Source organism: Brevibacterium renqingii (assembly GCF_017808105.1).
GTDB lineage: Bacteria > Actinomycetota > Actinomycetes > Actinomycetales > Brevibacteriaceae > Brevibacterium > Brevibacterium renqingii.
This window is the reverse complement of record NZ_JADBHF010000008.1, coordinates 181,506-200,845: the sequence shown is the minus strand read 5'-3', so window position 1 is coordinate 200,845 and position 19,340 is coordinate 181,506. Positions and strand designations below refer to the sequence as shown.

Here is a 19,340-nt window from a genome sequence, read left to right as displayed (position 1 = left end):
CCGGTTCCCGCCCGCGTGCTCGGAAATCGGCAGAGGCCGCAAGCGGCTCCGATCGCGGCCTGCGACGTGGGTGGTCTCACATCCTGAAGGGTCGGTGAGACGACACGGCAGGCCGCAATGAGAATATGGGCCCATGGCGCCCTTGGACCGAATTCCGACAGAGAATCCGCCGCCGACGTCGACGGCGTGGATGAACCCCGCACGGGCGATCGCGATCATCGCCGTCGTCGCCATCCACTCCCTGGGCACTGTCGTAGAGGAGAACTTCGCCGATATGGGCCCCGACTGGTGGGTGGCGAACGCCGTCGACTCCGCCTGCCGCTGGTCCGTACCCGTGTTCATCATGATCTCCGGAGCCCTGGCCCTCGACCCGAACCGGGGCAGCAGACCTCGGAAGTTCCTGTCCAAGCGCGTCTGGCGCATCGGGATCCCCTTGGTGTTCTGGACCGTCGTCTACGTCCTCTTCCGGCGCTATTACCTGCAGCCCGGCGACGACAGCTGGAATCCGGGGATCGCCATCCTCACCGGTTCGCCCTTCGTTCAGCTGTACTTCCTCTACGTTCTGGCGGGGCTGACGCTGCTCACCCCGTTCTTCCGCCTGCTCAGCGTGCACGGTTCCCGCCGTCTGCAGTGGGGGACGGGTCTGATCTTCCTGGGCATCGGCATGCTCGACCAATGGGTGTCGACGGTCTTCGCTGTGGGCGAGGCGAATATCGCCACCCGTTTCCTGCCCATGGCCGGTTTCTACATCCTCGGCTGGGTCCTGCGGGACATCGTGCTCAGCACCCGCGCGGTCGTGTCGGCCTGGGTGAGTCTCATCGGGTCGGTCGCCGTGACCACCCTGTGGGCCGGCTTCGGTCCCGGTGAGAAGCCGTGGATCTTCCCCTACGAGTATCTGTCTCCCGTCGTCGTCATCGCCTCGCTGGCGGCCTATCTGCTTCTCCATCATCACCTGCGATCGGGATTCGGCTTCCTTCACCGGTTCTATCCGTACTCCTTCGGCGTCTTCCTTCTGCATCCGCTCGTCCTCTACCCGGTGCGCAACGAGATGGGGCTGCCGACGACCGTTCCCGGCGTCCTGCTGCATGCCTTCGTCATGCCCATTGCGTACACCCTCATCTGCGCCGTCGTCACCTGGTTCGCCGTGAAGATCCCCGGAGTGCGTGCCGTATTCGGGGAGGGAGGTCCGCGCAACCCGCATGCGAGACCGGCAGCGAAGAGCCCGAGACGCACGGCAGGGGACACGAGGCCTGTGCCGGAGAACCCGAGAACCGCGCCGGAAGTCTCGGCTACCGAAGCGAGAGGACTGTCGGTCGAGCCCCCGCACACCCGGTCCTCGGACCCCGACCCCCTGGAGCCGGAGAATCCGTAGACTGGTCGTCGGAAAAGGTGATCGCGGACACGATCGAAGGAACCGAGACCAGGGAGTACGGAGATGGAAACACTGAGAGCAGTGGTGACGGGAGCGAGCTCGGGCATCGGTGCCGCCACCGTCCGACAGCTGCGCGAACAGGGCTGGGACGTCGTGGCCGTCGCCCGCCGGGAGGACCGACTCAAGGCACTCGCCGAGGAGACCGGGGCCGACTACATCGTCGCCGACCTCACCGATGACGCAGAAGTCGAGCAAATGGCCGCCGAGGTCCTGCGCGGCGGTCCTGTGCATTCCCTCGTGGCGAACGCGGGCGCCGCCTTCGGCGTCGACACGATCGCCGAATCCTCCGTCGAGGGATGGAGGGAAATGTTCGACATCAACGTCCTCGGCGTCCTGCGCGTCGTGAAAGCCCTGCTGCCGGCGCTCATCGAATCCGGTCGCGGCGATATCGTCGTCATGTCCTCGACTGCCGGCCACCAGGCCTATGAGAAGGGCGGCGGCTATGTGGCGACGAAGCACGGAGCCCATACGATCGCTGCCACGCTCAGACTCGAACTCCTCGGCGAACCGGTGCGGGTCATCGAGATCGCGCCGGGAATGGTGGCGACCGAGGAATTCAGCGTCAAGCGTCTGGGAGACGCGGAGAAGGCGGCCAAGGTCTACGAGGGGGTCGAGAACCCGCTCACGGCCGAGGACGTCGCCGATGCCGTCGTCTACACGCTCACCCGACCGCATCACTTCAACGTCGACCTCATGGTCATTCGCCCCATCGCCCAGGCCGAGCAGTACAAGGTCGCCCGGAACAGGGGGCTGTGAGGCCGCTGTCTCGTTCGGAGACCACTCGGCTGCGCTGCGCCGCCGCCGAGTGGTCTCGAGCGCAGTCGACGGTATACGATTGATATGCGTCGATCCGGCCATCACCGGGGAGCATCCGGAAGAACGGACCACATGGTCGTGACGGACCGCCTCGGCGGTTTCCCTCACATCCGCGGTCTCAGTAGAACCGGACGGGTGGACCCGTCAGCGTCCGGCAATGAGCGATCCGTCGTCTGACCCCATCAGTGCAGACTGCGGATAAGCGAGGTGGTACCGCGGCAGACTGTCGTCCTCGTGACAGTGACCGCAGTGACCCAGAAGGACGCTCATGACCCAGCCTGTCTATCCCAAGGTATCGACCTCGGCCTTCGGCCTCTCCGCCTCGCCGAACTTCCCTGCGATCGAAGACGCCGTCCTCCGCTACTGGCAGGAGGACGACACTTTCAGAGCCTCCATCGATCAGCGCGACGCCGGTGAGAACGGCGAGAACGAATTCGTCTTCTACGACGGTCCTCCCTTCGCCAACGGGCTTCCCCACTACGGCCACCTGCTCACCGGCTACGTCAAGGACGTCGTCCCGCGCTTCCAGACGATGCGGGGCAAGAAGGTCGACCGCCGATTCGGCTGGGACACCCACGGACTGCCCGCCGAACTCGAAGCCGAACGCCAGCTGGGCATCACCGACAAGTCCGAGATCGGCCGCATGGGCCTGGCCGCCTTCAACGACGCGTGCCGCTCCTCCGTGCTGCGCTATACGAAGGAGTGGGAGGAGTACGTCACCCGCCAAGGCCGCTGGGTTGACTTCGACAACGACTACAAGACGCTCAACGTCGAGTACATGGAGAGCGTCATCTGGGCGTTCAAGCAGCTCTGGGACAAGGGACTCGTCTACGAGGGCTACCGTGTCCTGCCTTATTGCTGGAAGGACGAGACCCCGCTGTCGAACCATGAGCTGCGCATGGACGACGACGTCTACAAGATGCGTCAGGACCCGGCGGCGACGATCGGGTACAAGCTCACCGACTCCGATGAGTGGGTGCTCATCTGGACGACCACCCCGTGGACCGTCCCGTCGAACCAGGCCGTGGCCGTCAATCCGGAGATCCCACTGGTCGCGGTCGTGCCCGGCCCCGACGGCGCCGCCGAACTCCAGGGGCGGACACTCATCCTCGCCGAGGCCCGGCTCGGAGCCTACGCCCGCGAACTCGGTGAGAACCCCGAGGTGCTGCGGACCTTCCCCGGCAGCGAACTCGTCGGCCGCGCCTACGAGCCTCCGTTCCCCTACTTCGAGAACCGTCAGGACGAGTTCGGCGACAGGATGCACACCATCCTCGCCGCCGATTTCGTCACCGTCGAGGACGGCACCGGAATCGTCCACCAGTCACCGGCCTTCGGTGAGGAGGACAAGGAGCTCACGGATGCCTACGGCATCACAGCCGTGCGTCCCGTCGACGACGCCGGCCGCTTCGACTCGACGGTCGGCGACTATGCGGGTCAGCAGGTCTTCGATGCGAACAAGGCGATCGTCAAGGACCTGCGGAACCACACGGGCCCGATGGACGGACGGTCGGCCCTGCTCATCCGCCACGAATCATACGAGCACTCCTACCCGCACTGCTGGCGCTGCCGCAACCCTCTGATCTACCGCGCCGTCTCGTCCTGGTTCGTCCGTGTCACCGAGTTCAAGGACCGGATGGTCGAGCTCAACGAGCAGATCAACTGGGTTCCCGACAACGTCAAGCACGGCCAGTTCGGCAGATGGCTCGAGAACGCCCGCGACTGGTCGATCTCGCGCAACCGGTTCTGGGGATCGCCGATCCCGGTGTGGATCTCCTCCGACCCTGCCTATCCGCGCACCGACGTCTACGGGTCTCTGGCCGAGATCGAAGCCGACTTCGGTCGACTGCCGCGCAATGATCAGGGCGACGTCGACCTCCACCGCCCCTGGGTCGACGACCTCACCCGGCCGAACCCGGATGATCCGACCGGCCGGTCCGTGATGCGACGGATCCCGGAGATCTTCGATGTGTGGTTCGACTCCGGCTCGATGAGCTACGCGCAGGTCCACTACCCGTTCGAGAACTCCGAATGGTTCGACAACCACTTCCCGGCCGATTTCATCGTCGAATACGTGGGACAGACACGCGGCTGGTTCTACCTGCTGCACGTGCTCGCCACAGCCATCTTCGACCGCCCGGCGTTCACGAACTGCATCTCCCACGGCATCGTCCTCGGTTCCGACGGGCAGAAGATGTCGAAGTCGCTGCGCAACTACCCCGACGTCAATGAGGTCTTCAACCGCGACGGCTCGGATGCGATGCGCTGGTTCCTCATGGCTTCGTCGATCCTGCGCGGCGGCAATCTCGTCGTCACCGAACAGGGCATCCGCGATGGTGTGCGGCAGGTCGTGCTCCCGCTGTGGAACACCTGGCAGTTCTTCGCCACCTACTCCAATGCCGCTGACGCCGCTGACGGCGCCGCGACCGGTTATCAGGCACAGGTCCGGTACGACTCCGCCCAGGTCCTCGACCGCTATCTGCTGGCGAAGACGCACGATCTCATCACAGAGTTCGCCGAGGCGATGGAGGGCCTGGACATCTGGGCCGCCTGTGAGCTCGTCCGCAGCTACCTCGATATGCTCACGAACTGGTACGTCCGTCGTTCACGTCGCCGGTTCTGGGACGGCGGGGTGAGCACACACGAGTCCTTCGATGTCCTCTTCACCTGCCTCGAGGCCTTCTGCCGCGTTGCCGCTCCGCTGCTGCCGTTCACAGTGGAGGAGATCTACCGCGGACTGACCGGGCATCGCTCCGTCCACCTCGCCGACTACCCCGACGCCGAGGCGTTCCCCGCCGATGCCGACCTCGTCGCCGCGATGGACCTCACTCGCGACATCTGCTCGACGGCCTCCTCGGTGCGCAAAGCCAATCACCTGCGCGTGCGACTGCCCCTGGCTCGCATGACCGTGGCCACAGACACCGAGCTCGGCACGGAGTTCACCGAGATCATCGCCGATGAGCTCAATGTCCGGTCGGTCGTCGTGCTCGACGTCGCCGAGGCCGAGGCTGCCGGATTCTCCCTGTCCCAGAACCTCGTCGTCAACGCTCGCGCAGCCGGGCCCCGCCTCGGCAGACAGGTTCAGCAGGTCATCAAGGCGTCGAAGACCGGTGACTGGTCTGTGGCCGACGGCACCGTCGTCAGCGGCGGCATCGAACTCGTCGAAGGCGAATACACTCTCGAGTCGGTCGCAGAATCCGGAACGGACGGCATGGAGCTCGCCGCGCTGGGCTCCGGCTTCCTCGCACTCGACACACGGGTCACCCCGGAGCTCGAGGCCGAGGGCATGGCGCGTGACGCCGTGCGCGCAATCCAAGGCATCCGCAAACAGCTCGACCTGCGCATCTCCGACCGGATCGAGGTCACCGTCGAGGCCGATGCCGAGGTCGCTGCGGCACTCGAACCCCACTCCGGGCTCATCGCGGGCGAGACCCTGGCGACTTCGCTGGTATTCGGTTCGGCCGACGGCGCAGCAGAGATCTTCACCCCCGACGAGCTGCCCGGCGGCACCCGGTTGGCGGTGAGCCGCGCATGAGCAGCGAAGTGACGAACGGCGACGGCGAGCCGCGCGAGGACGACACCGACGCCGCTGCGTCGAGCACGGAGTCACGGGCGGAACTGGCCCGGGTCTATGCCCTGCTGCTCGCGCGAGCGGGGGAGACCCAGGTGGAGCTGCGCCTCGATGCGACCCGACGGGCCTGCGAGCTCCTCGGCGACATCCACGCCGCGGCGCCGACGATCACCGTGACGGGGACGAACGGGAAGACCTCAACGGCCCGGATGATCGATTCGCTCATCACCGCCCACGAGCTGCGGGTCGGCCGATTCACCAGCCCGCACCTGCATTCGGTGACCGAACGGATCTCCGTCGACGGTGCCCCGGTCTCCGTCGAGACCTTCGTGCGCATCCATGACGAGATCGCTCCCTACCTCGACATCGTCGACGCTCAGCTGGAGTCCGAGGGACGCCCGAAGCTTACCTACTTCGAGGCGCTGACCGTCCTCGCCTTCGCTGTGTTCGCCGATGCCCCCGTCGATGTCGTCGTCACCGAGGTCGGCATGGGCGGACAGTGGGACTCGACGAACGTCGCCGATGCCCAGGTGTGCGTGTTCACGAAGATCGGTCTCGACCATCAGGCGTTCCTCGGTGACACCATCGAGGAGATCGCGGCCACGAAGGCAGGCGTGCTCGATCGCAGCGTCGATCCTTCGCCGGCACCCGAGCCCGTGGCCGTCACCGCTGTACAGGACGAGGAAGCACAGATCGTGCTCGAAGCCGAAGCGGACCGGCGCGAGGTCGAGCTCGTGACCGAGGAGCGGGACTTCCGGCTGCTCGATCGGCGGCGGGCCGTCGACGGACAGCTCATCACCGTGCAGGGACGGCGCGACGTCTACGCAGACGTCTTCGTCCCGCTGCACGGAATCCATCAGGCACACAACGCAGCGGTCGCCGTCATGGCTGTCGAGACCTTCCTCGGCGCCGAGGACAGACCGCTCGATCAGGAGACCGTGGCCGAAGGTCTGGCGCGGGTGACGTCGCCCGGTCGCGCCGAACTCGTGCGCACCGGCCCCAGCGTGGTCGTCGACGGGGCGCACAACCCCGACGCCGCACATGTGCTCGCCGAGACCCTCGACGAGGCATTCGACTTCGACTACGTCGTCGTGGTGCTGGCGATGCTCGCGGACAAAGACATCCACGGAGTGCTCGAAGAGCTGCACCGCAGCGCCGATGTCTTCGTCGTCAGCGAAACGCTGAGCGCCCGGGCGCTGTCGGCCGAAACCCTCGCCGAGGCGGCTCGAGAGTGGGTCGACGAGGATTCCGTGATCGTCGCCGCCGACCTCAACGCCGCTCTGATGAAGGCCATCGACCTCGCCAACGGCGTGGCGGCGAAGAGCCCCGGGATCCTCGTCACCGGATCGCTCTACACCGTCGCTGAGGCGCGTCTGCTTCTGGGCAAGGGGGAGGACCAGTGAAGTCGAAGTACCCCGTCCTGTGCGGGTCGATCCTCATCTGCGAACTCCTAGTCGTGTATTTCGCCGTCCTCACGACATTCGGGCTGTCCGTGAAGTCGGCGCAGACGCTGAGCCTGGGGCAGCTGCTGATCGGAGCCTCGGTCGTTGCTGTGGTCGCGGTCGCCGCTGTCATCATGCTCCCACGGAGGATCGGTCAGAAACGGCCCGGGGTCATCCTCGGCTGGATCGTCCAGGCCCTGCTGCTGGCCTCCGGCTTCGTGCTCAACTCGATGTTCTTCGTCGCCGTCATCTTCATCGCCCTGTGGGCGGTGGCGGTGTACTGGTCGGCCCGCATCGACCGCGAGGTAGCAGCCCGCGCCTGAACCCCGACCCGGACGGCCGCGCATCGGCGCCCGGGTAAACTGTGGACGGACGTCCACTCGAACTTGGAAGGACCGGAATGGAACGTACGCTCATTCTCATCAAACCCGATGGAGTCGCTCGCGGACTCATCGGACAGATCGTCGCTCGGATCGAAGCCAAAGGCTATTCGATCGACGCGCTGAACCTGCGCACGGCCACCGCCGAGGAGCTGGCCGCCCACTACGCCGAGCACGAAGGCAAGCCCTTCTACCAGCCGCTCGTGGACTTCATGTCCGAGGGACCGATCGTGTCGATCATCGCCTCCGGACAAGGAGTCGTCCCCGGCTTCCGTGCGTTGGCGGGAGCCACCGATCCGACAGCCGCGGCTCCCGGTACGATCCGCGGAGACCTGGGCCGCGACTGGGGCGAGAAGGTGCAGAAGAACCTCGTCCACGGCTCCGATTCCACGGAGTCGGCCGAACGCGAGATCGGGATCTGGTACCCCGCCTGAGGTCACCGGAACCGAAACGGGCGGAGTGCACGGTGCCTGCGGACCTGATGTCACGGGCACTGCGAGCCTGAGAAACGTGCGAGGGGCGTCCCACCAATCGGTGGGACGCCCCTCGATCGTCTGCTCGACGGAAGGGTCTGCGAGAGCGAAGGCCTCTGGGCGCGGAGGGCCGTCAGAAGAGGGTGGAGAAGTACGACCAGAACTGGACGACGATGCAGGCGAAGATGATGAGCATCCACAGCACCGACAGCGCGATGTTCTCCTTGGCCATGACCCGGACGAACGGACTCTCCGCCGCCCGGGAGCCGAAGCGGCCGGAGAGCAGATTGTGCGCCGTCACGGCCACGAACATCGGAATCGTCACGGTCCACACGATGATGCACCACGGGCATCCGACGCCGATCCTGTAGATCGAGACGTAGAACAGGAACATCACCAGGACCACGCCGAGGGCCAGGCCGACATTCAGGCCGAGCATCACCCAGCCCGGCAGTTCCGCTCCGGCGACGAGAAGCACTCCGAGCAGCAGCGGGAAGACGAAAGCCGCGATGCCCAGCAGCTGATTCGGGAAGCCGAACAGCTCCGCTTCCGCATGTTCCATGACCGAACCGCAGGAGAAGAACGGATTGAGGTCGCAGGAGAGGACGACATCCGGATTCGCGAGCTTCTCGTACTTCTCCGCCGAGAGCGCGAACGATGCGAGGAAGCCGATCACGGATGTGACGATGAGGAAGATGCCGAAGGGAGCCCGCCTGAGCACCCATGCGGAGGTGCCGGGAGCGGAGACGAGGTCAGCGGAGCGAGTCTGTGCACTGTTCACCCCTCAAGAATGCCTGGCCGCACCCCCTGCGGCAAACCCCGAACTCGCCGGAACCCCGGCGGAGGGGGACATGTGTGACATAATGGCGATACGGATACCTGTTCTCACACCGAGCGGGAGAAGTGCCTCCACCGAGTCGAGGGTATGACCTCGCAGGTCGACAACAAGATGAGGCAGCACTGAAGGCCTACGCGCCGAGCGCGAGCCGGACGTGCCATCCACAAGTTTCGGTCCACCGCGGACCATGCAAGGATCCGAAGATCCGTACGGTGTGGACGGCGTCTTCGGACTGGGAGAACTGATGAACGATACGTCGAACGACGGCACAGAGTCGACAGATCCGACCGAAGGCATCCTCGCTGATCTGGCCGACCTGCAGCAGTCGGTCAATGCCAAGGGCAGCGAGAACGACGATGTCGACGACAGCGTGCGTGCACGCCTCGACGACATCGCCGAAGCAGCCGAATCACTGCGTACGGGCGAAGCCGACGACGGTGAGGACGAGGAGGAGCCGCCGCAGCGCCGGAGGGATCCGAAGCCGGCACGAGAGGCTGTGGCCAACCGGGGGCTCGTCTTCGAAGAGTTCGTCCGCGCAGGCTCGAACTCAGAGGACGAGGAATCGGACAGTGAATCCGATGACGAGGAAGAGACGGACGACACGGACTCCGCACCCAGTCCCGTGAGCTTCGACCCTCGCAACCCCTTCGCCGCTCCCGCCCCGGCGGCAGCGTCGTCACCGGAACCGCGCCCGACCCCTTCCGTGCCCCATGACGGCGGTCTGATCTTCCAGGTTCCCCAGGCCGAACTCGCCGAGGTAGTGAAGATCGACGACGATGACAGCGACGATTGGGGCGAGTCCCAGGACTCCGATGACGACGCTCGCTCCTCCCGCCGAGGCGACGAGGACGAAGACGAGAGCTCGAACGGTCCGCGTCGCCGCCGGGGCGGCCGCGGACGTCGGTCGCGCTCTCGCGACGACTCCGGTGACCACTCCGATGACGGCTCCGAAGAGAAGACCGAGGACGCCGAGGGCACGGAGGATGAGAGCTCCGGGAACGAGGAACCGCGCTCCTCCTCACGTCGGGGCTCGCGATCGAACAACCGCGGTTCCAAGCAGAACTCCGACACGGACTCACAGCATCCGAACGCGAAATCCGACAACGGCAAGTCCGACGAGAACCACTCGCACGATGACGACGATGACGACGATGACTCCGAGGGCGGATCTCGCCGGCGTCGTCGGCGTCGCTCCCGGACGCGCGGCACCGAACGCGACGAAGTGACCTCCCTCAAGGGGTCGACTCGTCTCGAGGCGAAGCGGCAGCGTCGCAAGGAAGGACGCGAGGCCGGACGTCGCCGCCCGATCATCACCGAGGCGGAGTTCCTCGCCCGCCGGGAGTCCGTCGAGCGCACGATGCTCGTTCGCGAAAGCGGTGACCAGACACAGCTCGTCGTCGTCGAGGACGGAATCGCGGTCGAACACTACCTCAAGGAGAACCGCCAGCAGGCCTCGCTCATCGGCAACGTCTATCTGGGCAAGGTCCAGAACGTGCTTCCGAGCATGGAAGCGGCCTTCATCGACATCGGCAAGGGCCGCAACGCCGTGCTCTACGCTGGTGAGGTCAACTGGGACGCCCTCGGCATGGACGGCAAGGCCCGGCGCATCGAAACCGCTCTGAGCCCCGGTGACTCCGTGCTCGTCCAGGTCACGAAGGACCCCATCGGTCACAAGGGCGCGCGTCTGACAAGCCAGATCTCCCTGCCCGGCAGATTCCTCGTCTACGTGCCCGGCAATTCGATGACCGGAATCTCCCGCAAGCTCCCGGACAACGAGCGAGCACGGCTGAAGAAGCTGCTCAAAGAGCTCGTCGGCGATTCCAACGGAGTCATCGTGCGAACCGCGGCCGAAGGTGCCACCGACACCGACCTCGGACGCGACGTCGAACGGCTGGCCAAGCGCTGGGAGACGATCGAGAAGAAGTCGAAGTCGACGAAGGTGCTGGCCCCGCAGCTGCTCTACAGCGAACCGGACATGATCGTGCGCATCATCCGGGATGTCTTCAACGAAGACTTCAACTCGCTCGTCATCGACGGCGACGGAGCCTGGAACACCATCCACGAGTACGTCGAATCCGTGGCACCGGACCTTCTCGATCGCGTCCACAGCTACACAGAGGACGAGGGCATCTTCGACCACTACCGGATCGAAGAGCAGATCCAGAAAGCGCTGCAGCGCACGGTGAGTCTGCCCTCGGGCGGTTCGCTCGTCATCGACCGCACTGAGGCGATGACGGTCGTGGACGTCAACACCGGCAAGTTCACCGGCTCGGGAGGCAACCTCGAGGAGACGGTCACCCGCAACAACCTCGAAGCGGCTGAAGAAGTCATCCGCCAGCTGCGACTGCGTGACATCGGCGGCATCATCGTGGTCGACTTCATCGACATGGTGCTCGAGTCCAACCGTGATCTCGTGGTGCGGCGCCTCGTCGAATGCCTCGGACGCGACCGGACGAAGCATCAGGTCGCCGAGGTGACCTCCCTGGGCCTCGTCCAGATGACCCGCAAGCGCATCGGCACCGGCCTGGCCGAATCGATGGTCAGCGCCGGCGTGGACCTCAGCGGTCGCGGGCTGCTGCTGCCGGGCTCCGAAGAGGACGGATCGAAGTCCCACCGCGGCAGCCGGTCGTCCAACGGCGACCACCGTCGCGACCGGAAGCGTCGCGGAGACTCCGGTTCGAAGGCGAAGCAGAACGACTCGGACTCGCACGAGGAGTCCGTGTCCTCGGACGCCTCCCGTTCGGCTGTCGCGGCGATCGCCAAAGCCACCATGAAGCAGAGCGATTCGGACTCCGCGGACGAGAAGGCCGTCGGGGCCTCCCATGCGGAGTCGAGGTCCGAAGGCGATGAGGGCGGCAAGGGCCGCTCACGTTCTCGCAGCGGGCGGCGTCGCTCGAATTCCCGGTCGGCGCAGTCCGAGACCGCGTCGTCCGACTCAGCACAGTCGACCGACGAGAAGGAATCCGAGAACAGGGCGCACAGGGAAACGAAGTCCGCCGCTGAGGACGGCTCGGCTGCGAAGCGCAGGTCTGCCCACGAAGACAAGCCGACCGCGAAAAGCAAGCCTGCCGACGAAGAGCCGAAGGATCTGCCGCTGATGATCGGTGCAGAGACCGAGACGAAGGTGGCTGAGGCGGCTCCGGTCGAGCGCGCCGCGAAGAAGCCGACCGCGGCACCGAAGCGGAAGACGTCCGAACCGCAGCAGGATCAGCTGCCGAGTTCCTTCGTCATCATCGGCGAGGACTGAGGTCAGCCTCAGCGGTGCTCTCCGCCACCGCGCGGCGCATAGCGAAGCGCCCCACCGACGATGACCGTCGGTGGGGCGCTTCATTGCTCGCCGGCGATTCCTGTGCACGCGACACGGCCGGCCATCAGCCCTCCGACTGCTGATTGCGGGTGGTGCTGATCGTCGGCTGGGCCGCCTGATCTCCGCAGAGGACGATCATGAGGTTCGACACGAGATCGCTGCGCTCGGCCTGCCCGAGCCTGACGATCTGCCGTCCCTCGATCTGCTCGATAGCGGTCTCGACCATTCCCACGGCACCTTCGACGATGAGCTGGCGTGCGGCGACGACGGCAGTCGCCTGCTGACGCTGCAGCATGGCCCGAGCGATCTCCGGAGCATAGGCCAACTGTGTGATGCGGGATTCGATGATCGTCACACCTGCGGCCATCACCCGGGCGGCGACCTCGTCGGAGAGTTTCGAAGTGATCTCGTCGGCATTGTCACGCAGGGACATCCGACGGGGATCGGAGGAATCGTAGGCATAGGAATTCGCGATGTGTCTGACAGCGGTCTCGGCCTGGATGGCGACGAACTCCTCGAAGTCGTCGACCTCGAACATCGCCTGAGCGGTGTCCTTGACCTGCCAGACGACGACGGCGCCGATCTCGATCGGGTTGCCGTCGAGATCGTTGACCTTCAGCGTCGATGTCTCATGATTGCGGATGTGGGTCGAAACCTGGTCCTTCGTATAGAAGGGGTTGACGAAGCGCAGACCCGACTGCCGGACGGTGCCGACGTATTTGCCGTAGAGCTGGAGGACGACGGCATGTCCGGGCGCCACTGAGGTGCAGCCCTTGAAGAGGAACATCGAGGCGATGAAGCAGAGGATGCCGAAGATGATCAGGACGACGCCGATCACGGTCTGGGCGAAGGTCAGGACGAAGCCGACGACACCGAGGAGCAGTGCCAGCAGGAGCACGGCGACGGCTCCGACGATCGCGAAATAGCCTGAGACGCCGCCGGCAGATCGTTCCCGCACACGCTCGCCGTCCGGGGAGACGATGCGTGTGGGACGAGCATCTCCGGGACCCGGCGGCGAGGCGGGGGAGGGCTGAGCCGAACGCCGGCTCCGGCCTCCGCCGGGCGTCTGCGATGCCGCGGGACCGGGCACGCCGCCACGCGTCTGCGGTCCGCCGGTGTTCGCCTGTGCACCGCCGGGAGGCCCATACGCCACCGGAGATTCGGGAGAACCCGAGGAGCCGGCCTGAGAACCCTGAGACCCGTAATGGCCGTTGGGATTCGTCACGGGCTCGGCACCCGGATACGAGGCCGGCTGAGTGTGTCCGTCCTGGTAGTGCGGAGTCGGGTCGCCCATCGGGAGGGACCCGCGATTCGGGGGCTGGTGGGGGCGTCGTCCGTGTTGCTGGGGATTCTCAGTCATGCCTCCAGTCTAGGTCACAGAATGAGACGCGGGTCTCAGAACGACCGTGGCGGCCCCCGTTGGATAACGGTTTGATAAATGAACGCACCTCCCCGGACCGAAGCCTTGTATGTGACGTACGTCTTAGGGATCTTGAGTGACCATGAACAACATTCAACTCTCTGCAGAACCGGTGTCTCCGGTCGACGATGCCATCAACTCCTGGTTCGATCCGATCGCGACGTGGTTCGGCAACATCATCTTCTTCCCGATCACCATCGGCGAGATCTCCTTTCCGTTCGTCGTCCTGTGGCTGATCTTCGCGGCCCTGGCCTTCACCGTGTATTTCGGATTCATCCAAGCCCGCGGAGCCAAGCTCGCGCTCGAGATCGTCCGGGGGAAATTCTCCTCGCAGGACGACCCGGGAGAAGTCACCCACTTCCAGGCGCTGGCGTCGGCCCTGTCGGGAACCGTCGGCCTCGGCAATATCGCGGGCGTCGGCGTGGCCATCGCCCTCGGCGGTCCCGGCGCGACCTTCTGGATGATCGTCGCCGGCCTGCTCGGCATGTGCACGAAGTTCGTCGAATGCACCCTCGGAGTGAAGTACCGCGAGATCGACGAGAACGGAGTAGTCCACGGCGGACCGTTCAAGTACCTCCCTGTCGCATTCCGGCGCTTCAGCAGGCCCGTGGCAGCGACGCTGACGGGACTGTTCGCGATCGCCATCCTCATCTTCGGCGTCGTCGGCGGTGGGATGTTCCAGGCCAACCAGACCTTCGCCCAGGTGCGCACCGCCACCGGCGGGGATGACGGCTTCCTCGCCGGGCCCTTCGCCTCTCTCGCCTTCGGAATCGTGTTCGCCGCCCTCGTCGCACTGGTGATCCTCGGCGGCATCCGCTCCATCGCGAAGGTCACCGACAAGCTCGTGCCCGGGATGGCGATCTTCTACGTCGTCTCCTGCCTCCTCGTGCTCGGACTCAACTTCTCGAACATCCCGCACGCGATCGGCGAGATCTTCGCGGGTGCGTTCAATCCGCAGGGGATCGCCGGCGGCGTCGTCGGAGTCATGATCATCGGGTTCCAGCGTTCGGCCTTCTCCAACGAGGCCGGCATCGGATCGGCGCCGATCGCCCACTCGGCGGTCAAGACACGTCGCCCGATCTCCGAAGGCTTCGTCGCTCTGCTCGAGCCCTTCATTGACACGGTCATCGTCTGCACCATGACGGCGCTGACGATCATCGTGGCCAACCAGGCCTCCTATCGTGAGGACCTCGGCGCCGGTGAGATCGGGGGAGTGGCACTGACCTCGGACGCCTTCTCCACCGTCGCCTCCTGGTATCCGGTGCTGCTGGCCATCGCCGTTGCGCTCTTCGCCTTCTCCACCCTCATCACCTGGGCCTACTACGGTGAGCAGGCCTGGAGCTTCCTGTTCGGAAATGCGAAGGCGAGCGTCACCGTGTTCCGTGCCCTCGTGTGCATCTTCGTCGTGATCGGCTGTGTGGCCACCTTCTCCAAGGTCGTCGAATTCGCCGACGCCGCACTGTTCATGTGCGCCTTCATCAACATCCTCGGCCTCTACCTGCTCATGCCGGTGGTGAAGAAGGAGATGAAGAAGTATCTGGCCGACCGCAGAGCCGGTACGCTCACGGATCCTGAGACCAGGGACGCCGTGCCCGTCGACGAGCCCGCCTGAGCGAGCCCCTGACGCTGCGGGGCAGTGCGCCGCGATCCGTGAGACGCGGCGCACTGCCGTGTCGGCGCATCGTTAGACTGGTGCCGTGGAGCAGAACAGAGACGGAAAGACACGCGCCCAGGAGCGACTGGTGCAGCTGCGCGACAGCATCGACAACATCGACGCCTCCCTCGTCCACCTCCTGGCCGAGCGGTTCAAACTCACCGAGCGCGTCGGCGAGCTCAAGGCCGATCATGGGCTGCCGCCGGCCGACGAGTCGCGCGAGGCCCGACAGGTCGCGCGCCTGCGTGTGCTGGCCGAGGAGTCCCATCTCGATCCCGAATTCGCCGAGAAGTTCCTCGCCTTCATCGTCGCCGAGGTGATCCGCCGGCACGAGCGCATCGCCGAAGCGCGAGAGTGAAGATGCCGTCCCGGCTTCACCGCCGGGGAGGAGAGATGCCTCACAGTTCCGCGGACGGGAGCGAGGCGGCGGCTCATCGGGTTTGCCGATGCCCTGGAGGTTCGATTAGAATTGATCGTCGGTGCGCGTGACGCGCCACGGCTGGAGATTCCTCTCAATGGGAGGCCTGCGGAGGAGACTTCGAGGCAGCCAAGGGATAACCGCCGTTCGTTTGTGTATTAGCAGAAAGAGGGTTCGACCATGGTCTATGCCATCGTCCGCGCCGGAGGCCACCAGGAAAAGGTGAGCGTCGGCGACATCATCACAGTCAACCGAATGAAGGCGAAGGCTGGGGACAGCGTCGAACTCGAGGCCGTGCTTCTTGTCGACGGTGAGACGGTCACGACCGACGCCGACGCTCTGTCGAAGGTCTCGGTCAGCGCCGAGGTCGCAGGCGAGCTCCGCGGTCCAAAGATCGTGATCCAGAAGTACAAGAACAAGACCGGGTACAAGAAGCGTCAGGGCCACCGCCAGGACCTCACCCGTCTGAAGATCACGAACATCAAGTAAGAGGAGACTTCTCACATGGCAAGCAAAAAGGGAGTCAGCTCGACCCGCAACGGTCGCGACTCGAACCCACAGTACCTCGGCGTCAAGCGCTTCGGCGGTCAGGTCGTCAAGGCCGGCGAAATCATCGTTCGTCAGCGCGGAACCAAGTTCCATCCCGGAGCCAACGTCGGCCGTGGAGGAGACGATACCCTCTTCGCTCTGAGCGCAGGCGCCGTGGAGTTCGGCACCCGCAACGGTCGCAAGATCGTCAACATCGTCGGAGCCTGATCCTCCCCGGATCCGATCCGATTCCAATATGATCTCTCCCCGCACGGGGACCATGAAGGGTGAGTCGCCACGACTCACCCTTCATCTGATATAAGGACATTATGGCCACCGAGTTCGTAGATCGTGTCACCGTTCACCTCGCCGCCGGCGACGGTGGGAACGGTTGCGCCTCGATCAGGCGCGAGAAGTTCAAACCTCTCGGCGGCCCCGACGGTGCCGACGGAGGCAACGGCGGCAATATCGTCTTCCGAGTCGACCGCCAGACCACGACGCTCCTGCCGCTGCACCACCGCCCACATCTGCGGGCCGACGGCGGCGGAATCGGCAGGGGCGACCTGCGGCACGGCGCCGACGGACAGAACCTCGTCATCGCCGTGCCTGAGGGAACAGTGGTCAAGAACACCGCTGGGGACGTCCTCGCCGACCTCGTCGACGACGGCACCGAATTCACCGCGGCCGCCGGCGGCCGCGGGGGACTCGGCAATGCCGCCCTGGCCTCGACGAAGCGCAAGGCCCCGGGCTTCGCGCTGCTGGGCGAACCCGGTGAGACCCTCAGCCTCGTCCTCGAACTCAAGACGATCGCCGACATCGCCCTCGTCGGCTATCCCTCCGCGGGGAAGTCGAGCCTCATCGCGGCGCTGTCCGCGGCGAAGCCGAAGATCGCCGACTACCCATTCACCACGCTCGTGCCCAACCTCGGCGTCGTCCAGGCAGGAGATACGCGCTACACCGTCGCCGACGTTCCCGGCCTCATTCCGGGAGCCTCCGAAGGCAAGGGTCTGGGTCTGGAGTTCCTTCGCCACGTCGAACGCTGCGCCGGCCTCGTCCACGTCATCGACATGGCGACCTGGGAGCCCGGCCGCGACCCGGTCTCCGACCTGGCGATCATCGAATCCGAGCTCGCGGCCTATGCCGTCGACCTCGACGACGGCAGCGGTCTGCTGCCGCTGTCCGAACGCCCGAAGCTCGTGGCACTGAACAAGGTCGACATCCCCGACGGTCGGGACCTCGCCGACATCGTCCGTCCCGATCTTGAAGCCGCCGGCTACCGCGTGTTCGAGATCTCCGCCGTCAGCCATGCGGGGCTGCGCGAACTGTCCTTCGCGATGGCTGAACTGGTGCTGGCCGAACGCGAGCGCCGTGAGCAGATCGAAGCCACCCCGCAGCGCGTTGTCATCCGCCCGAAAGCCGTCGACGATCGTGGGTTCGAGATCATCGCCGACCGTGATTCGGAAGGGCCCCTGTTCCGAGTGCTCGGGGACAAGCCGCGCAGGTGGGTGCAGCAGACGGACTTCGGCAACGACGAAGCCGTCGGCTATCTGGCTGACCGACTCGAACACCTCGGCGTCGAAGATGCGTTGTTCAAGGCCGGAGCCAAGCCGGGGGACACGATCGTCGTCGGCGGCGAGGACGGAGTCGTCTTCGACTGGGACCCCACCACTGTCGGCGGTGCCGAACTCCTCGGCTCCCGTGGCAGCGATGCCCGCCTGGAGGAAGAGGCCCGGGCGACCCGCAAGGAGCGCAAGGCCGCCTACCACGAGCGGATGGATGCGAAAGCCGCCGTGCGAGCCGAGTTCGAGCAGGAGCGATTGGCCGAGCGGGGTCAGCGCAAGGGCGGATCGACGCCCGAATCGGCAGCGGACCCTGCAACGGGGACCGGCGAGGAGTGAGCGCCGCACCGAACGGGGACGGTTCCGCCCTTCCGACCCGCGAGGACATCGCCACTGCCCGGCGCATCGTGGTCAAGGTCGGCTCCTCCTCGTTGACGACGATCGATGGAGGCCTCGACGAGGCCAAGCTCATCGCACTCACCGATGTGATCGGAGCGCACCGGGCCGCCGGCCACGAGGTGATCCTCGTGTCCTCCGGCGCGATCGCGGCCGGCCTCGACCCGATGGGACTGACGAAGCGCCCACGGGACCTGGCCAGTCAGCAGGCGGCCGCCGGAGTCGGCCAGGGGCTGCTCATGGCCGCCTACACCCGGGCTCTGGGCCGCTACGATCTCGTGCCCGGTCAGGTGCTGCTGACGGCGGACGATCTGATTCGCCGGACGCAGTACAAGAACGCCCAGCGCGCGATCGACAAGCTCCTGGCTCTGGGCACTCTGCCGATCGTCAATGAGAACGATGCCGTGGCCACCGAGGAGATCAGGTTCGGTGACAACGATCGTCTCGCCGCTCTCGTCGCCCATCTGGCCCACGCAGATGCGCTCGTGCTCCTCTCCGACGTCGACGCCCTCTATTCGGGCCCCCCTGATCGGCCCGGGACGCGCCTGATCGACCACGTGCACGGAATCGGCGATCTGCAGGACATCGCCATCGGGGGCACCGGCTTGGCCGGGACCGGAACCGGGGGAATGGCGACCAAGGTCGATGCCGCGATCATGGTCACCGATTCCGGAATCCCTGCCGTGCTCACCTCAGCGTCGCAGGCCGCCTCGGCGCTGGCAGGGGAGCAGGTCGGAACCTATTTCTCCGTCACCCATCGACGTCGCGGCACCCGCCTGCTGTGGCTGCGCCATCTGGCGCGGACGTTCGGTTCGGTCACCATCGACCACGGAGCCGAACAAGCGGTCCTCTCTCGGGGCACCTCCCTGCTCGCAGCGGGCGTGACCGGGGCCGAGGGCGATTTCGAGGCCGGGGACCCGGTCGAGATCCGCAACCTCAAGGGCGAGGTCATCGCCCGGGGCATGACGAACTTCTCCTCGGACGAGCTGCCGACGATGTTCGGGTCCACGACCGAGGAACTTGGCACCCGTCTGGGAAATGATTACCGTAAAGAGGTCATCCATCGAAACGATCTCGTTCTCACACAGGTGAGCGGGGGGAGATAGCCC

15 protein-coding genes are annotated in these 19,340 nt (G+C 65.6%); 13 read left to right on the top strand and 2 right to left on the bottom strand.

Annotated elements, in window-relative coordinates; genetic code table 11:
- Window positions 1-133 precede the first annotated feature (133 nt).
- From IHE57_RS10375 to ndk, 6 genes are all read left to right on the top strand, one after another.
- Window positions 134-1,372, top strand: coding sequence for an acyltransferase (locus IHE57_RS10375; RefSeq protein WP_209372895.1), 1,239 nt, complete (start codon window positions 134-136; stop codon window positions 1,370-1,372).
- Between the two features lie 63 nt (window positions 1,373-1,435).
- Complete coding sequence (locus IHE57_RS10370) at window positions 1,436-2,188, top strand: SDR family oxidoreductase (RefSeq protein ID WP_209372893.1); 753 nt, start codon at window positions 1,436-1,438, stop codon at window positions 2,186-2,188.
- Between the two features lie 328 nt (window positions 2,189-2,516).
- The gene (ileS, locus tag IHE57_RS10365; protein WP_209372891.1) at window positions 2,517-5,780 is read left to right on the top strand and encodes an isoleucine--tRNA ligase; all 3,264 of its coding nucleotides are present in this window, start codon (window positions 2,517-2,519) and stop codon (window positions 5,778-5,780) included.
- A complete protein-coding gene (locus IHE57_RS10360; RefSeq protein WP_209372881.1) occupies window positions 5,777-7,219 on the top strand; it encodes a bifunctional folylpolyglutamate synthase/dihydrofolate synthase in 1,443 nt (480 codons plus the stop codon). Before ileS ends, IHE57_RS10360 begins: the two co-directional genes overlap by 4 nt.
- Window positions 7,216-7,581 (top strand): DUF4233 domain-containing protein, encoded by a 366-nt coding sequence (locus IHE57_RS10355; protein ID WP_209325141.1) that lies wholly within the window; start codon window positions 7,216-7,218, stop codon window positions 7,579-7,581. The genes IHE57_RS10360 and IHE57_RS10355 overlap by 4 nt, the downstream gene beginning before the upstream one ends.
- 77 nt (window positions 7,582-7,658) lie before the next feature.
- A complete protein-coding gene (gene ndk, locus IHE57_RS10350; protein ID WP_209325142.1) occupies window positions 7,659-8,072 on the top strand; it encodes a nucleoside-diphosphate kinase in 414 nt (137 codons plus the stop codon).
- A 172-nt stretch (window positions 8,073-8,244) separates the two neighbouring features.
- Here the strand turns inward: ndk and IHE57_RS10345 are convergent, their stop codons facing one another.
- Window positions 8,245-8,892: a vitamin K epoxide reductase family protein gene (locus IHE57_RS10345; RefSeq protein ID WP_209325143.1), complete on the bottom strand. Its 648-nt coding sequence runs from the start codon at window positions 8,890-8,892 to the stop codon at window positions 8,245-8,247.
- A 301-nt stretch (window positions 8,893-9,193) separates the two neighbouring features.
- Here IHE57_RS10345 and IHE57_RS10340 point away from each other — a divergent pair, with 301 nt between their 5' ends.
- Window positions 9,194-12,196 carry an Rne/Rng family ribonuclease gene (locus IHE57_RS10340; protein ID WP_253720145.1) on the top strand — a complete coding sequence of 1,001 codons (3,003 nt, stop codon included), beginning with the start codon at window positions 9,194-9,196 and terminating at the stop codon, window positions 12,194-12,196.
- 124 nt (window positions 12,197-12,320) lie between these two features.
- Here the strand turns inward: IHE57_RS10340 and IHE57_RS16395 are convergent, their stop codons facing one another.
- Window positions 12,321-13,616, bottom strand: a complete 1,296-nt coding sequence (locus IHE57_RS16395) for an SPFH domain-containing protein (RefSeq protein WP_253720143.1) — start codon at window positions 13,614-13,616, stop codon at window positions 12,321-12,323.
- A gap of 142 nt (window positions 13,617-13,758) precedes the next feature.
- On the opposite strand from IHE57_RS16395, the gene IHE57_RS10330 reads away from it, so the two are divergent.
- The 6 genes from IHE57_RS10330 (at window position 13,759) to proB (ending at window position 19,337) form a co-directional block, all read left to right on the top strand.
- A complete protein-coding gene (locus IHE57_RS10330) occupies window positions 13,759-15,288 on the top strand; it encodes an alanine/glycine:cation symporter family protein (RefSeq protein WP_209325145.1) in 1,530 nt (509 codons plus the stop codon).
- 85 nt (window positions 15,289-15,373) lie between these two features.
- On the top strand, window positions 15,374-15,688 hold the full coding sequence (locus IHE57_RS10325) for a chorismate mutase (protein WP_209325146.1): 315 nt from the start codon (window positions 15,374-15,376) through the stop codon (window positions 15,686-15,688).
- 240 nt (window positions 15,689-15,928) lie between these two features.
- Window positions 15,929-16,237 carry a 50S ribosomal protein L21 gene (gene rplU, locus IHE57_RS10320; protein WP_209325147.1) on the top strand — a complete coding sequence of 103 codons (309 nt, stop codon included), beginning with the start codon at window positions 15,929-15,931 and terminating at the stop codon, window positions 16,235-16,237.
- Window positions 16,238-16,252: 15 nt separating this feature from the next.
- Entirely contained in the window at window positions 16,253-16,504 is a 252-nt protein-coding gene (rpmA, locus tag IHE57_RS10315; protein WP_209325148.1) for a 50S ribosomal protein L27, read from the top strand.
- 101 nt (window positions 16,505-16,605) lie between these two features.
- Window positions 16,606-18,174 (top strand): GTPase ObgE, encoded by a 1,569-nt coding sequence (obgE, locus tag IHE57_RS10310; RefSeq protein WP_209325149.1) that lies wholly within the window; start codon window positions 16,606-16,608, stop codon window positions 18,172-18,174.
- Window positions 18,171-19,337, top strand: a complete 1,167-nt coding sequence (gene proB / locus IHE57_RS10305) for a glutamate 5-kinase (RefSeq protein ID WP_209372877.1) — start codon at window positions 18,171-18,173, stop codon at window positions 19,335-19,337. The genes obgE and proB overlap by 4 nt, the downstream gene beginning before the upstream one ends.
- The last annotated feature ends 3 nt before the right edge of the window (window positions 19,338-19,340 follow it).

Bases quoted from the DNA above. Each gene is read 5' to 3' on its own strand.
- obgE (WP_209325149.1), top strand. From the start codon at position 16,606: ATGGCCACCGAGTTCGTAGATCGTGTCACCGTTCACCTCGCCGCCGGC.
- IHE57_RS16395 (WP_253720143.1), bottom strand. From the start codon at position 13,616: ATGACTGAGAATCCCCAGCAACACGGACGACGCCCCCACCAGCCCCCG.
- ndk (WP_209325142.1), top strand. From the start codon at position 7,659: ATGGAACGTACGCTCATTCTCATCAAACCCGATGGAGTCGCTCGCGGA.
- IHE57_RS10370 (WP_209372893.1), top strand. From the start codon at position 1,436: ATGGAAACACTGAGAGCAGTGGTGACGGGAGCGAGCTCGGGCATCGGT.
- IHE57_RS10360 (WP_209372881.1), top strand. From the start codon at position 5,777: ATGAGCAGCGAAGTGACGAACGGCGACGGCGAGCCGCGCGAGGACGAC.
- rplU (WP_209325147.1), top strand. From the start codon at position 15,929: ATGGTCTATGCCATCGTCCGCGCCGGAGGCCACCAGGAAAAGGTGAGC.
- ileS (WP_209372891.1), top strand. From the start codon at position 2,517: ATGACCCAGCCTGTCTATCCCAAGGTATCGACCTCGGCCTTCGGCCTC.
- IHE57_RS10375 (WP_209372895.1), top strand. From the start codon at position 134: ATGGCGCCCTTGGACCGAATTCCGACAGAGAATCCGCCGCCGACGTCG.
- IHE57_RS10340 (WP_253720145.1), top strand. From the start codon at position 9,194: ATGAACGATACGTCGAACGACGGCACAGAGTCGACAGATCCGACCGAA.
- IHE57_RS10330 (WP_209325145.1), top strand. From the start codon at position 13,759: ATGAACAACATTCAACTCTCTGCAGAACCGGTGTCTCCGGTCGACGAT.
- rpmA (WP_209325148.1), top strand. From the start codon at position 16,253: ATGGCAAGCAAAAAGGGAGTCAGCTCGACCCGCAACGGTCGCGACTCG.